Annotated in this window: 12 protein-coding genes; 8 read left to right on the top strand and 4 right to left on the bottom strand. The window is 61.3% G+C overall.

Annotated features, from left to right (window positions below; translation table 11 throughout):
- Positions 1-67 precede the first annotated feature (67 nt).
- From sat to ACYQ3G_RS05315, 8 genes are all read left to right on the top strand, one after another.
- On the top strand, positions 68-1,339 hold the full coding sequence (sat, locus tag ACYQ3G_RS05350) for a sulfate adenylyltransferase (protein WP_156902391.1): 1,272 nt from the start codon (positions 68-70) through the stop codon (positions 1,337-1,339).
- Between the two features lie 200 nt (positions 1,340-1,539).
- On the top strand, positions 1,540-2,028 hold the full coding sequence (aprB, locus tag ACYQ3G_RS05345; protein ID WP_028576411.1) for an adenylyl-sulfate reductase subunit beta: 489 nt from the start codon (positions 1,540-1,542) through the stop codon (positions 2,026-2,028).
- A gap of 39 nt (positions 2,029-2,067) precedes the next feature.
- On the top strand, positions 2,068-4,053 hold the full coding sequence (aprA, locus tag ACYQ3G_RS05340) for an adenylyl-sulfate reductase subunit alpha (protein WP_028576412.1): 1,986 nt from the start codon (positions 2,068-2,070) through the stop codon (positions 4,051-4,053).
- 162 nt (positions 4,054-4,215) lie between these two features.
- Complete coding sequence (locus ACYQ3G_RS05335) at positions 4,216-5,457, top strand: CoB--CoM heterodisulfide reductase iron-sulfur subunit A family protein (RefSeq protein WP_459823245.1); 1,242 nt, start codon at positions 4,216-4,218, stop codon at positions 5,455-5,457.
- Between the two features lie 3 nt (positions 5,458-5,460).
- Positions 5,461-7,752: a hydrogenase iron-sulfur subunit gene (locus ACYQ3G_RS05330; RefSeq protein WP_459823242.1), complete on the top strand. Its 2,292-nt coding sequence runs from the start codon at positions 5,461-5,463 to the stop codon at positions 7,750-7,752.
- An 11-nt stretch (positions 7,753-7,763) separates the two neighbouring features.
- Positions 7,764-8,990: a quinone-interacting membrane-bound oxidoreductase complex subunit QmoC gene (qmoC, locus tag ACYQ3G_RS05325; RefSeq protein ID WP_459823239.1), complete on the top strand. Its 1,227-nt coding sequence runs from the start codon at positions 7,764-7,766 to the stop codon at positions 8,988-8,990.
- A gap of 15 nt (positions 8,991-9,005) precedes the next feature.
- Entirely contained in the window at positions 9,006-9,680 is a 675-nt protein-coding gene (locus tag ACYQ3G_RS05320; RefSeq protein ID WP_459823236.1) for a zinc ribbon domain-containing protein, read from the top strand.
- Between the two features lie 139 nt (positions 9,681-9,819).
- Positions 9,820-10,281, top strand: a complete 462-nt coding sequence (locus tag ACYQ3G_RS05315; RefSeq protein WP_459823233.1) for an EVE domain-containing protein — start codon at positions 9,820-9,822, stop codon at positions 10,279-10,281.
- Positions 10,282-10,438: 157 nt separating this feature from the next.
- Here the strand turns inward: ACYQ3G_RS05315 and ACYQ3G_RS05310 are convergent, their stop codons facing one another.
- Genes ACYQ3G_RS05310 through ACYQ3G_RS05295 form a run of 4 tightly spaced genes read right to left on the bottom strand, consistent with a single transcriptional unit; the run spans position 10,439 to position 13,782 of the window.
- Positions 10,439-11,152: an ABC transporter ATP-binding protein gene (locus ACYQ3G_RS05310; RefSeq protein ID WP_028576418.1), complete on the bottom strand. Its 714-nt coding sequence runs from the start codon at positions 11,150-11,152 to the stop codon at positions 10,439-10,441.
- 10 nt (positions 11,153-11,162) lie between these two features.
- Positions 11,163-11,927, bottom strand: a complete 765-nt coding sequence (locus tag ACYQ3G_RS05305; RefSeq protein ID WP_459823230.1) for an ABC transporter ATP-binding protein — start codon at positions 11,925-11,927, stop codon at positions 11,163-11,165.
- Positions 11,924-12,880 (bottom strand): branched-chain amino acid ABC transporter permease, encoded by a 957-nt coding sequence (locus ACYQ3G_RS05300; protein ID WP_459823227.1) that lies wholly within the window; start codon positions 12,878-12,880, stop codon positions 11,924-11,926. Before ACYQ3G_RS05300 ends, ACYQ3G_RS05305 begins: the two co-directional genes overlap by 4 nt.
- Positions 12,877-13,782, bottom strand: coding sequence for a branched-chain amino acid ABC transporter permease (locus tag ACYQ3G_RS05295; protein WP_028576421.1), 906 nt, complete (start codon positions 13,780-13,782; stop codon positions 12,877-12,879). Before ACYQ3G_RS05295 ends, ACYQ3G_RS05300 begins: the two co-directional genes overlap by 4 nt.
- Positions 13,783-13,822: the final 40 nt, after the last annotated feature.

Here is a 13,822-nt window from a genome sequence, read left to right as displayed (position 1 = left end):
AAGCAAATAGGGGTCTCCGACCTGTTATTTGTGAAGATAATAACAAACTATATTTAGGAGGATCCGCATTATGGCTCTCGTACCCCCGCATGGTGGAAAAGGTTTGGTTTGCTGTCTGCTTCAGGGCGCTGAACTCGCTGCCGAGCAGAAGAAGGCCGAAGGTCTGAAGAAGATCGACATCAGCCCCCGCGCCAAGGGCGACCTGATCATGATGGGCATCGGCGGGTTCAGCCCGCTGAACGGCTTCATGTCCAAGGCCGATTGGAAGTCCGTTTGTGAAAACTTCACGCTGGCCGACGGCACCTTCTGGCCCGTGCCCGTGACCCTGGATATGGACGAGGCAGTGAAGGTCGGTGAAGAGATCGCCCTGTTCGACCCCAAGAAGGGCGTTTTCATGGCGACCATGAAGGTCACCGAAGTGTACGAAATGACCGAAGCCGACAAGAAGTGGGAATGTGAAAAGGTCTATAAGGGCCAGGGCGAAGAGTCCGCTGACGACAAGTTCTGGGAAATCGCCCCGAAGGATCACCCCGGCGTTCAGATGGTCATGGCTCAGAAGAAGTTCAACGTCGCCGGCCCGGTCAAGGTTCTGTCCGAAGGCGACTACCGCGACAGATTCCCCGGCTGCTACATGACCCCGGCCGAAGCCCGCAAGACTTTCGAAGAGAAGGGTTGGAGCAAGGTCGCCGCTCTGCAGCTGCGCAACCCCATGCACCGTTCCCACGAGTTCCTGGCCAAGATCGCCGTTGAAGTGTGCGACGGCGTGTTCATCCACTCCCTGGTCGGCAACCTGAAGCCTGGCGACATCCCGGCCGAAGTGCGCATCAAGTGCATCGACACCCTCATCGACAAGTACTTCGTGAAGGCCAACGTCGTGCAGGGCGGCTACCCGCTCGACATGCGTTACGCCGGTCCCCGCGAAGGCCTGCTGCACGCCACCTTCCGCCAGAACTACGGCGTTTCCGACATGCTGATCGGCCGTGACCACGCCGGTGTCGGCGACTTCTACGGCCTGTTCGAGGCCCAGGAAATCTTTGACCGCATTCCCAAGAACCTTGGCGCCGGCAAGGATCTGGTCACCCAGCCCATGAAGATCGACTGGACCTTCTACTGCTACAAGTGTGACGGCATGGCCTCCCTGCGCACCTGCCCGCACGGCAAGGAAGACCGCGTGGTCCTGTCCGGCACCAAGCTGCGCAAGGCCCTGTCCGAAGGCGCTCCCGTCGCCGACCACTTTGGCCGCGACGAAGTCCTGGAAATCCTGCGCGAATACTACTCCTCTCTGACCGAGAAGGTCGAGATCAAGATGCAGAGCCACGCTGCTGCGACCAAGATGTAGTTTCGATGATCATCGGGGGGCCGGGGTAATCCCAGCCTCCCGTTTTGCCATGTGGGGCACGGCTTGAGACGGTCATGATATGCCGTCGGGCTGCTTGACACGGCATACGTGCTTTGATAAAAGATTCACAAGCGAAACGCTTGGGTATTTTTGTTCGGGCCTGTGGCTAAGTAGTTTTTAACTCTTTATTCGGAGGAATTATGCCAACCTTTGTTGATCCAGCAAAGTGTGATGGATGCAAGGGCGGTGAGAAGACTGCCTGCATGTACATCTGTCCTAACGACCTGATGATCCTGGACCCCGTTGAGATGAAGGCTTACAACCAGGAGCCGGCCGCTTGCTGGGAATGTTACTCCTGCGTCAAGATCTGCCCCCAGGGCGCGATCACTGCCCGCCCCTACGCCGACTTCGCTCCCATGGGCGGCACCTGCATCCCGCTGCGCGGCGCTGAAGACATCATGTGGACCGTCCAGTTCCGCAGTGGCGAAGTGAAGCGCTTCAAGTTTCCCATCCGCACCACTGTTGAAGGTTCCATCAAGCCTTTCGATGGCAAGCCCGAACCCGGCGATCTGGAAAGCGAACTGCTGTTCACCGAGTCTGCCCTGGCCACCCCGAAAGAGGCCCTTGGCAAGAAGATCGAAGTTGGTGAAGCCGACCTGAAGGTCACCTTCAAGTCCGCCGTCGCCTAATTCTGGGCTTTGTAACGCAAGAAATTTCAGGAGGAACACATGCCTCAGATTCCTGTTAAAGATACGATCAAGGGCCTGGCCCTTGCTGAGCCGGAAGTTGTTGAGCTTGAAACCGACATTCTCATGGTCGGCGGTGGTATGGGTAACTGCGGCACGGCCTTCGAAGCCGTGCGTTGGGGCGATCCCCTCGGTGTGAAGATCATGCTGGTCGACAAGGCCGCCATCGACCGCGGCGGCGCGGTTGCCCAGGGTCTGTCCGCCATCAACACCTACATCGGTGAAAACAACTCCGACGACTATGTCCGCATGGTCCGCACCGACCTCATGGGCCTGGTCCGCGAAGACCTGATCTTCGACCTGGGCCGCCACGTCGACGATTCCGTCCACCTGTTCGAAGAGTGGGGCCTGCCCTGCTGGATCAAGAAAGACGGCAAGAACCTGGACGGCGCCCAGGCCAAGAAGGAAGGCCTGTCCCTGCGCAAGGGTGACGCCCCTGTCCGTTCCGGCCGCTGGCAGATCATGATCAACGGTGAATCCTACAAGGTCATCGTTGCTGAAGCCGCCAAGAACGCCCTGGGTTCCGACCGCTACATCGAACGCCTGTTCATCGTGAAGCTGCTCCTCGACGCCAAGGTCTCCAACCAGATCGCCGGCGCCGTGGGCTTCTCCGTTCGCGAAAACAAGGTGTACATCATCAAGGCCAAGGCCATGTCCGTGGCTTGCGGCGGCGCCGTCAACGTGTACCGCCCCCGCTCCACCGGTGAAGGCCTCGGCCGCGCCTGGTACCCCGTATGGAACGCCGGTTCCACCTACACCATGTGTGCTCAGGTTGGCGCCGAAATGACCATGATGGAAAACCGTTTCGTCCCCGCCCGCTTCAAGGACGGTTACGGCCCGGTCGGCGCTTGGTTCCTGCTGTTCAAGGCCAAAGCCACCAACGCCAAGGGTGAAGACTACTGCGTCACCAACCGCGCCATGCTGAAGCCCTACGAGGATCGTGGCTACGCCAAGGGTCACGTCATCCCGACCTGTCTGCGTAACCACATGATGCTGCGCGAAATGCGTGAAGGTCGCGGCCCCATCTACATGGACACCGCCACCGCTCTGAACACGACCTTCGCCACCCTGTCCAAGGCCGAGCAGAAGCACCTTGAGTCCGAAGCTTGGGAAGACTTCCTCGACATGTGCGTCGGCCAGGCCAACCTGTGGGCCGCCATGAACATCAAGCCCGAAGAACGCGGCTCCGAGATCATGCCCACCGAACCCTACCTGCTCGGCTCCCACTCCGGTTGCTGCGGCATCTGGGTTTCCGGCCCGAACGAGCCTTGGGTTCCCGAGGAATACAAGGTCAAGGCCGCCAACGGCAAGGTCTACAACCGCATGACCACGGTAAACGGTCTGTTCACCTGCGCTGACGGCGTCGGCGCTTCCGGTCACAAGTTCTCCTCCGGTTCGCACGCTGAAGGCCGCATCGTCGGCAAGCAGATGGTGCGCTACTGCGTGGACCACAAGGACTTCACCCCCACGCTGAACGTGTCCGCCGACCAGCTGAAGAAGGAAATCTATCAGCCCTGGTACACCTTCGAGCAGTTCAAGGGCGCGTCCACCGATCCGGTCGTCAACCCGAACTACATCACCCCGAACAATTTCATGATGCGCCTGATCAAGGCCACCGATGAATACGGCGGCGGTGTTGCCACCCTGTACACCACTTCCGACAGACTGCTCGACACCGGCTTCGCCCTGCTCGACATGCTGGAAGAAGACTCCCAGAAGCTGGCCGCCCGTGACCTGCACGAACTGCTCCGCTGCTGGGAACAGTACCACAGACTGTGGACCGTTCGTCTGCACATGCAGCACATCCGGTTCCGTCAGGAAAGCCGTTACCCCGGTTTCTACTATCGTGCCGACTTCATGGGTCTGGACGATGCCAAGTGGAAGTGCTTTGTTAACTCCAAGTTCAACCCGGCCACTGGTGAAACCGAGATCTTCAAGAGACACTACTACCAGATCATCCCTGACTAGTTTATGGGCCAAAAGGCTGCGGGTCCAACCCGCAGCCTTTTTTCTGTATCAGGATATAGAATGGTCTATGCATGATCTGTAACCTCTGGTAGTTATAGATCATGCTTGGGCCATTCTATTCATTTTTATGGCCTTCAACATGTGTGTTCTGGGAGGAATCTAATGGCTAGCAACAGCATACTTGTCATAGGTGGTGGTTTTGCAGGACTCACCGCCGCCCTTGAGGCCGCAGAGATCGGTCATGAGGTCTTCATCATAGAGAAGACCCCATTTCTGGGTGGACGCGTTATGCAGCTGAACAAGTATTTTCCGAAGCTGTGCCCACCGTCGTGCGGCCTGGAAATCCAGTATCAGCGAATCAAGAACAACCCCAAAGTGAAGTTCTTCACCTTGGCCGAAGTCACCAAGGTGGAAGGCGGTATCGGCAACTATGAAGTTACCGTCCGCATCAAGCCGCGCTACGCTGGCCCCAGCAGTCCCGATCTTTCCGAACTGTGCGGTTCGCTCGATTCGGACGTGGTGAACGACTTCGAATTTGGACTTGCCACGCGCAAGCCCGTGTACATGGACGCCCCGTTCGCCTTTCCGCAGCGCTACGTCGTCGACAAGGCCGCGATGAGCGATGCCGACAAGGCCAAGGCCAAGAAGTGCGAGTACATCGACCTGAACGAAGAGGAAAAGACGGTCACCCTGAACGTCGGTTCCATCGTCATCGCCACGGGCTGGAAGCCGTATGACGTCACGAAGCTGACGAACCTCGGCGCCGGTCAGGTCAAGAACTGCATTTCAAACATGCAGATGGAGCGTTTGGCTTCTCCGTACGGCCCGACCAACGGCAAGATCGTGCGTCCTTCGGATGGTCGCGAGCCGAAGAAGATCGCCTTTGTGCAGTGCGCCGGTTCTCGCGATGAAAACCACCTGCACTACTGCTCCTATATCTGCTGCGCCGCATCGTTGAAGCAGGCGCAGTATGTCCGTGAGCAGTATCCGGACGCCGAAGTCACGATCTTCTACATCGATCTGCGCACGCCGGGCCGGTACGACAATTTTGCCAAGAAGGTGCTGGCCGACGAGAAGACCTTTGCCGTCAAGGGCAAAGTCGCCGCCGTCGAACAGGACAAGGCGGGCGACGACGTCTGGGTGACCGTGGAAGACGCGGTGTCCGGCAGCAAGTCCGTCGAACGTTTCGATCTCGTGGTTCTGGCCACAGGAATGCAGCCCAGCCTGGCCGGCGCTTCCCTGCCCATCGATGTCCCGGTTGACTCCGAGGGGTTCATCATCGGCGGGGAGGAAAAGGGAATTTTCGCCGCTGGCTGTGCCAAACAACCTCTGGACGTGATGAAGTCGGCCCAGTCTGCCACCGGGGCAGCGATGAAAGCGATCCAGACGGTGAGAGGGAGGTAGGACATGGCCGACAAGATTGGTGTATACTTTGACGAATCGAGCCTTGGCGGGCTGCTGGACATCCAGAAGCTTTGCGAAGGCGTGCAGAAGAAATGGAGCGATCTGTGTCCGGTGGTCAAGGTCCATCCCCGCCTGGCGAGCGACGAGGGCCGTTCGATGATCCAGAAGGACATCGACGCCGGCCTGATCAACGCCGTCTGCATCTGCGGCACGTCGCCGCGCGTGGAGTGGGACTTCTACAAGTTCGGCGAGGGCATCCTGGTCGAGCGCGTCAACCTGCGCGAGCAGTGTGTGCTCTGCTACGCCGACCCGAGCGGCGAGAAGGTCCAGCCCGGGCAGACGCCTGAACTGCTGCACAAGATGGCCAACGACTATGTGAACATGGGCGTGGTCAAACTGCAGAAGGCCAACGTCCCTGCCAGCGACCAGGTTGAGGTCGTCAAGCGCGTGCTGGTCATCGGCGGCGGCTGGGCCGGCCTGACCGCGGCCAAGAACGTCGCCGCCGTCGGCTACGACGTGACCCTGGTGGAAAAGAAGGATGTCCTTGGCGGCGCTGCGGCGGCCATGTACAAGACCATCCCCCTTTCCTACCCCTATGACGCGGCCCACCCCACGGGAGTGGAGAAAAAGATCGCCGAAGTGACCGGCAACGACAAGATCGAAGTCTTGCTCAATTCCGAGGTCGCGAGCATCGCTGGCGCCCCTGGCAACTACGAGGCGACGGTGACCGTCGGCGGCCAAGAGCGCGTCATTCCGTGCGGTTCCGTGGTCCTGGCCACGGGCTGGGTTCCGCAGGATACGGCTGTGCTGAAGCCCCTGGGCTACGGCAAGCTGAAGAACGTCGTGACCTCCCGCGAGTTCGAGGCCATGGCCAAGGCAGGGGCCATCGTGCGCAAGAGCGACGGTGCCAAGCCCCAGAAGATCATGTTCCTGCTCGGCGTGGGCGACAAGCTCGTCCCGCAGGAGGCCAAGGAAGCCGAAGCCAAGGCTGCGGCCCTGGCCGCGGCTGCCAACAAGGAAGCCGACGACGCGCCCAAGACCAACTTCAGCAAGCAGGACACCTGCAAGCACCTCTACTACAGCTCCGAGCTGACCTCCATCACGGCCCTCAAGCAGGCTAACTACGTGCGCGAGTTCATTCCCGGCGGCGTGGCCATGGTCGTCTACGAGCACATGATGGTGCCCGGCATCAACGAACTCTACTACAAGGCCGCCCAGAACGACCCGAGCGTCATGATGACCAAGGGCGTCATCAACGACGTGCGTGACGGCGGCGACGGCGACATCATCGTGGTCCTGGAGGATACGCTGCTCGGTTCCAAGATCGAGGTCGAGGTCGACATGCTCGTCCTGCCCACGGCCCTGGTGCCCACCACGGCCCTGGATCCGATCCTCAAGCTGAAATACCGCCAGGGCCCGGCCATGCCCGACCTGGACCTCTTCAGCGGCTACGCCGACTCCAACTACATCTGCTTCCCGTACGAAACGCGCCGCACCGGCATCTATGCCGCCGGCACCGTGCGCCAGCCCATGACCCTGTCCACGACCGAGACCGACGCCGCCGGCGCGGCCCTCAAGGCCATCCAGTGCCTCGAGTCCGCCAACCGCGGCATGGCCGTCCATCCTCGTTCGGGCGACCTGTCCTACCCCAGGTTCAACCTGGTGCGCTGCACGCAGTGCAAGCGCTGCACCGAGGAATGCCCCTTCGGCGCCCTGGACGAGGACGAGAAGGGCAACCCGATGCCCAACACCTCGCGCTGCCGCCGTTGCGGCACGTGCATGGGCGCCTGCCCGGAACGCGTCATCTACTTCGACAACTACAACGTCGACCAGATCGGTTCCGCCATCAAGCAGGTCGAAGTGCCCGACGACATGGCAGTGGGCGGCCCGCGCATGCTCATTCTGGCCTGCGAGAACGACGCCTACCCGGCCCTCGACATGGCCGCCCTGCGCGGCAAGAAGTGGAGCCCGTACGTCCGCATCGTCCCGGTCCGCTGTCTCGGTTCCGTGAACACCATCTGGATCGCCGACGCCATGTCCAAGGGCACGGACGGATGTCTGCTCCTTGGTTGCAAGTACGGCGAAGACTACCAGTGCCACTTCGTCAAGGGCTCTGAGCTGTGCAACCGCCGCATGGCCAACATCGGCGAGACTCTGGGCAAGCTCGGCATCGAAACCGAACGGGTGCAGCAGATGCAGGTGGCCATCGACGAATACGACAAGGTGCCCGGCATGATCGACGACTTCGTCGATGCGATCACCAAGCTCGGACCCAACCCGTTCAAGGGATACTAGGAGGAGCATGTATGTCCAAAACAGTGAAAATCGAGCCTAATCTGCAGTTCGTCAAGGAACTGCAGGAGGTGGGTGGTGCGGACCTCAAGAAGTGCTACCAATGCGCGACCTGCTCTGTCACATGCCCCATGTCTCCCGCCGACAACCCGTATCCTCGCAAGGAAATGGTCTGGGCGCAGTGGGGTCTCAAGGACAAGCTCGTCAACGACATCGACATCTGGCTGTGCCACAACTGCGGCAATTGCTCCGAGTTGTGCCCCCGCGGCGCCAAGCCGGGCGATCTCATGTCGGCCCTGCGCAACATGGCGTACCGCAAGCTCGTCGCACCGACCATCATCGGCACCTGGATGAGTTCGCCCAAGCACCTGCCCATCCTGGCAGGCATCCCGGCCGCCCTCTTCGCCATCATCTGGATGATCCGGGCCGCCATGCTCGGGACCTTCTTCCCGCTGACCGAAGACGGCAAGATCGTCTACGGGAACCTCTTTCCCGGTGACTTCACCATCGACCCGGTGTTCGTGCTGCTGTTCCTGTGCGTGTGTCTGTGCTTCGGCATGGGCATCAAGAACATGATCGACGGCTTCAAGGCCACGGTGGGACAGACCTTCGTCATCGGCTACAAGAAGCCGAGCCTGAAGGACGCCATCATCGATACCGTCAAGTACGACATCCTGCAGCATTCCAGGTTCAAGAACTGCGTGGACAGCCCGGCCGATGAAGAGCGCGTCAAGGGCCACCAGATCCTGTTTTACGGTTTCGTGGCGTGCGCCATCGTCACCACCATCGTGGCGGTGAGCCACTGGGGCGGCAAGGTCGTGCACTTCATCGCGCCTCTCGGGCATACGCCCATGCCCCTGTGGAGCCCGGTCAAGATCCTGGCCAACGTGGGCGCCGTCCTGCTGGTGACCGGCCTGACCCTGCTGACCCGTCGTCGCCTCAACGCGGACACCTCGAAATCCCGGTCGAACTACTACGACTGGTATCTGCTCGGCGTGATCTGGGTCGTGTCCCTGACCGGCATCGGTTCGGAAGTGTTCCGACTGGCCGGTGTGGCCCCCCTGGCCTTCTTCACCTACTACGTGCACCTGGTCAGCATCTTCATGCTTATCGGGTACCTGCCCTGGTCCAAGCTGGGGCATCTGGTGTACCGTACCACGGCGCTCATTTACGCCCGGTACGTAGGTCGTTTGCCCATCGGCGAAAAGCTCATCGAAGACGATAAAATCTTTGTTATTTAATTAAAGGAGGACACCATGTCTGAAGCTCGCAAGATTTTTCCCATGGATACGTTTGTGGCCTATCTGAAGGGTGATGGCAGCGCCAATGTGGCCGAGATGCTCGGTTACCTGACCCAGAAGGACCTGGATGCCGATTCCGTGCCCTTCGCCGCCGCCCTGGCCAAGGCCTGGATTTACGAGCAGCACCCCGAGCTGACCAAGATGTCCAAGGGACAGGTGGTGGAGCTGGGACAGTCCGTCTCCGTGGCCCCCATGCCCGTCAAGGCCAAGACCGAAGTGGACGACGTGTTCGCTAAACTGGCCGACTACAAGGGCCAGATCAACGCCAAGGCCGCCAAGATCGATGAGCTGACCAAGGCTCTGGCCGCCAAGGACGCCGAAATCGCCGCCCTGGCCGCCAAGGTCAAGGAATTCGAAGGCCAGAAGAAGGGCGAAGCCGAAGCCCTGTTCGTGACCACCGAAGCCCGCATCGTCGAATTCACCGGCAAGCTCGAAGCCCTGCTGAAGGAAGTCGAGGAAGTGAAGAAGACCGGTGTCGTGGTTGCCGGCGTGGCCGGTGTCGCCGCTGCCGCTGGTGCCGCCGCTCCTGCCGCCGAAGGCGCCGCCGGCGCCCCGGCCGAAGCCGCTGCCGGAACCGATTTCGGGTTCTCCGGCGGTTCTCAGGACCCCTTCGCCGATTCCAACTGGTAGAGTCGGACCTGATATGCGCCTCAAAGGCTTCTCCCGTGCGCGGGGGAAGCCTTTTTTGTATCTGCGGTGCATGGCGGGGTGTTGCCGACCTTGCGCGATTCTGGGACAGTGCGGGAAATTTTCAGTGGGGGAGGCTGCGATGAAATACTGGCTCATGAAGACGGAACCGGGGTGCTTTTCCATCGACGATCTGGCGGCCCTGCCCGGCGGCACCACAAGCTGGGACGGGGTGCGCAACTACCAGGCGCGCAACTTCATGCGCGACGGCATGAGCGTGGGGGATTTGATCCTGTTTTACCACAGCGTGACGAACCCTTCGGTGGCCGGCGTCGCCAGGGTGGCCAGGGAGGCGTATCCGGACCACACGGCCTGGAATCCCGAAGACAGACACTTCGATCCCAAGTCCACGCCCGAGAAGCCCCTCTGGTTCATGGTCGATGTGCAGTTCGTGGAGAAGTTTGCGAGCCCTGTCCCACTGGCCGCGTTGCGCGGGATCAAGGGCCTGGAACGGATGGAGCTTCTGAGGAAGGGCTCGCGGTTGTCGGTCATGCCGGTCACGCCGGAGGAGTTCGAGATCGTCTGTCGCCTGGGCAGGGAGTGAGGGCGCTGCGGTACACCGGTCCGGCGGTTCTTCGCAGACCCTTTCCGCTATGGCGGATTCTGGGCGGAAAGGGGGATTGTGCGGACAGTGCGCAATGAAAAAGCCACGTCGGCGGAACCGGCGTGGCTTTCCTTTATCCGCCCTGCGCTGAAAGGGGCTAGTGACCGCCGCCCAGGTAGGCCTTCTGGACCTGTTCGTTCTGGAGCAGGTTGGCGGCGGAGTCGGCCAGCACGATGTTGCCCACTTCCATGACGTAGCCGCGGTCAGCGAGCTTGAGGGCGGCCTTGGCGTTCTGCTCCACGAGGATGACCGTCACGCCGGATTTGTTGATCTCCCTGACCGTGTCGAAGATGGACTTGACCAGGATGGGCGCCAGGCCCAGGCTCGGTTCGTCCAGGAGCAGGATCTTGGGGTTGGCCATGAGCGCCCGGCCGATGGCCAGCATCTGCTGTTCGCCGCCGCTCAGGGTGCCGGCCAGCTGTCTGCGGCGTTCCTCCAGGCGCGGGAAGAGGGTGTAGATCCACTTCAGGCTCTTCTGGATGCGCTCGGTGTTGACCGAGGTGAAAGCCCCGAGCATGAGGTTCTCCTGCACCGTCAGGGTCGTGAAGACGCGCCGGCCTTCGGGGCTCTGGGTGATCTTGAGCTTGACGATCTCGTGGGCCGGGAGCTTGTGCAGGGCTGTGTCCTGGAAGAAGATCCCACCGCCGGTGATCTGTACCAGGCCGCTGATGGCGTTCAGGGTGGTGGACTTTCCGGCCCCGTTGGCGCCGAGGATGGTCACGATCTCGCCCTCGTTCACTTCGAGGTTGATGCCGTGCAGGGCTTCAACATTGCCGTAGTTGACGCGCAGATTTTCGATTTTGAGCAGCATGGCGGATACCTTATTCGGAGTCGGCGCCGAGATAGGCTTCGATGACCCGTGGATTGGACTGGATTTCAGCGGGGGTTCCGGAGGCGATCTTGGCCCCGTGCTCCAGCACCACCAGGGACGAGCAGACGCGCATGACCAGCCCCATGTCGTGTTCGATCAGGAGCACCGTGATGCCGCGGTCCTGGATGGCGCGGATGAGGCTGATGAGTTCCTGTGTCTCCTGGTCGTTCATGCCGCCGGCGGGTTCGTCGAGCACGATGAGCTTGGGCTTGGTGGCCAGGGCGCGGGCGATCTCCAGGAGACGCTGGTTGCCGTAGGACAGGTTCTTTGCCTTGTTCTGCCATTCCCTGGCCAGGCCCACGAATTCCAGTTCCGCCATGGCCTGCCGCATGGCCTCTTCCTCTTCCCGGCGCTGTGCGGGCGTACGCAGCATGGCCGCGATGCACCCCGCGCGCATGCGGCAGTGGACTCCGGCCAGGACGTTCTCCAGAACCGTCATGTTCTGGAACAGGCGGATGGTCTGGAACGTGCGCGCGATGCCCTTTTCCACGATGGTGTGGGTGGGCAGTCCGACGAGGTTCTGACCGTCGAAGAGGACCGTGCCCGTGTTGGGCTGGTAGTTGCCTGTAATGAGGTTGAAGACCGTGGTCTTGCCCGCGCCGTTGGGGCCGATGAGGCCGACGATGCTGCCTTTCTCCACCTCGAAGGTGACGTCGTTCACGGCCATGAGGCCACCGAAGCTCTTGCTCAGGTTGTCGACGGACAGAAGGGTCACTGTGCACCTCCCGCGTGGAGCTTGGCCGCGATGTCGTACCGCTTGGGTCCGGGCGGCAGCAGGCCCTGGTTGCGGAAGATCATCATCAGGACCATGGCCGCGCCGAAGACGAGCATGCGATATTCGGCCAGGCCGCGGAAGACTTCGGGCAGCCCGACGAGCAGGAAGGACCCGAGGATGACGCCGGGGATGCTGCCCGAGCCGCCCAGGATGACGATGGTGAAGAGGATGACCGACTCGGCGAAGGAGAAGGACTCCGGCGCGATGATGGTCATCTTGGCCGCGTAGATGGTGCCGCACATGCCGGCCCAGACCGCACCGATGATGAAGGCCACGAGCTTGTGGTGGGCCACGTTGATGCCGCTGCCGCCGGCCGCCACCTCATCCTCCTTGATGTACAGGAGCGCCCGGCCGAAGCGCGAGTGCTCCAGGCGCATGAGCAGGAAGATGGTCAGGGCGGCGAACCCCCAGATGAGGTAGAAGAAGTGGTCGGGCTTGGAAATCTTGAAGCCGAAGATCGAAGGGCGGCTGATGCCGAAGATGCCGTTGGCGCCGCCGGTGATGTCGAAGACGTTGTTGATGAGGGCGATGCGCACGATTTCGACAATGCCGATGGTCACGATGAGCAGGTAGTCGCCGCGCAAATGGATGATGGGCCGGGCCACGACCAGCGCGAACAGCCCCGCCATGACGCCGGCCAGGGGCATGAGCCAGAGCACGGGAACGCCGTACGTGGTGTTCAGGATGGCCGCGGTGTACGCGCCGATGGCGTAGAACGCGGCGTGTCCCATGTGGAAGAGCCCGCAGTGGCCGAGGATGACGTTGAGGCTCAGGGCCAGGATGGCGTACAGGCCGACGTTGTTGAAGACGTCCGTCCAGTAGGCGTTGAGGAAGAACGGGCACGTGGCCATGGCCGCGGCGAAGACGAGATAGAGGATTTTGCTCGAGTTCATACTTTTTCAGCCACCCTTTCTCCAAGCAGGCCCGTTGGCCTGACGATGAGGATGAGGATCAGGACGCAGAAGGCGATGGCGTCCTTCCAGGCGATGGAGATGTAGGCCGCGCCCAGGGCTTCGATGACGCCCAGCAGCAGCCCGCCGACCATGGCTCCGGGGATGTTGCCGATGCCGCCGAGGATGGCGGCGGTGAAGGCCTTGAGGCCGTACATCCAGCCCATGCTGAAGTTGATCTGCCCGTAGTAGAGCCCGACCATGAGACCGGCCGCGCCGCCCAGGGCCGGGCCGATGCAGAAGACGAGCATGATCACGCGGTCCACGTTGATGCCCATGAGCTTGGCCGCGCCCTGGTCGATGGCCGCGGCGCGGATGGCCGTGCCGATCTTGGTCTTCTGGATGAAGAAGTAGAGGGCCAGCATGAGCAGCAGGGACGTCAGGAACAGGATGATGCGCATGACCGGGATGTCCAGGCCCAGGATGTTGATGGCGGCCTTGGGCAGGATGTCATGGGGGTAGACCAGAAATTTGGGGCTGTAGATGGCCATGATCGCGTTCTGAAAGAAGATGGACGCGCCCAGGGCCGAGACCACGGCCGACAGCCGCGGCGAATGCCGTAGGGGTTTGTAGGCCACCCGCTCGAGGATCGCGCCGATGATGGCCACCAGGATCATGACCATGACGGCCAGCAGGATCACCGCCGGGAGCGGCCCGATCTTGTCGAAGAGGCCGAGGGACACCAGCAGGGTCAGGCCGAGATAGGCGCCGATGGTGAAAAGGTCTCCGTGGGCGAAGTTGATGAGCTTCATGACCCCGTAGACCATGGTGTAGCCCAGGGCGATGAGGGCGTAGATGCCTCCGACCGCCAGACCGTTGGTCAGCTGCTGAAAAAATTCTTCCATGATGAACGCCAGGGCAAGGTGTTGATGGAAAAGGGCTCCC

It is taken from the genome of Desulfomicrobium salsuginis, assembly GCF_054657795.1.
Note: the sequence above shows the minus strand (reverse complement) of the source record. Positions and strands in the feature narration are given on the sequence as shown.

Bases quoted from the DNA above. Each gene is read 5' to 3' on its own strand.
- ACYQ3G_RS05330 (WP_459823242.1), top strand. From the start codon at position 5,461: ATGGCCGACAAGATTGGTGTATACTTTGACGAATCGAGCCTTGGCGGG.
- aprA (WP_028576412.1), top strand. From the start codon at position 2,068: ATGCCTCAGATTCCTGTTAAAGATACGATCAAGGGCCTGGCCCTTGCT.
- ACYQ3G_RS05335 (WP_459823245.1), top strand. From the start codon at position 4,216: ATGGCTAGCAACAGCATACTTGTCATAGGTGGTGGTTTTGCAGGACTC.
- qmoC (WP_459823239.1), top strand. From the start codon at position 7,764: ATGTCCAAAACAGTGAAAATCGAGCCTAATCTGCAGTTCGTCAAGGAA.
- ACYQ3G_RS05295 (WP_028576421.1), bottom strand. From the start codon at position 13,782: ATGGAAGAATTTTTTCAGCAGCTGACCAACGGTCTGGCGGTCGGAGGC.
- ACYQ3G_RS05310 (WP_028576418.1), bottom strand. From the start codon at position 11,152: ATGCTGCTCAAAATCGAAAATCTGCGCGTCAACTACGGCAATGTTGAA.
- ACYQ3G_RS05320 (WP_459823236.1), top strand. From the start codon at position 9,006: ATGTCTGAAGCTCGCAAGATTTTTCCCATGGATACGTTTGTGGCCTAT.
- ACYQ3G_RS05300 (WP_459823227.1), bottom strand. From the start codon at position 12,880: ATGAACTCGAGCAAAATCCTCTATCTCGTCTTCGCCGCGGCCATGGCC.
- aprB (WP_028576411.1), top strand. From the start codon at position 1,540: ATGCCAACCTTTGTTGATCCAGCAAAGTGTGATGGATGCAAGGGCGGT.
- ACYQ3G_RS05315 (WP_459823233.1), top strand. From the start codon at position 9,820: ATGAAATACTGGCTCATGAAGACGGAACCGGGGTGCTTTTCCATCGAC.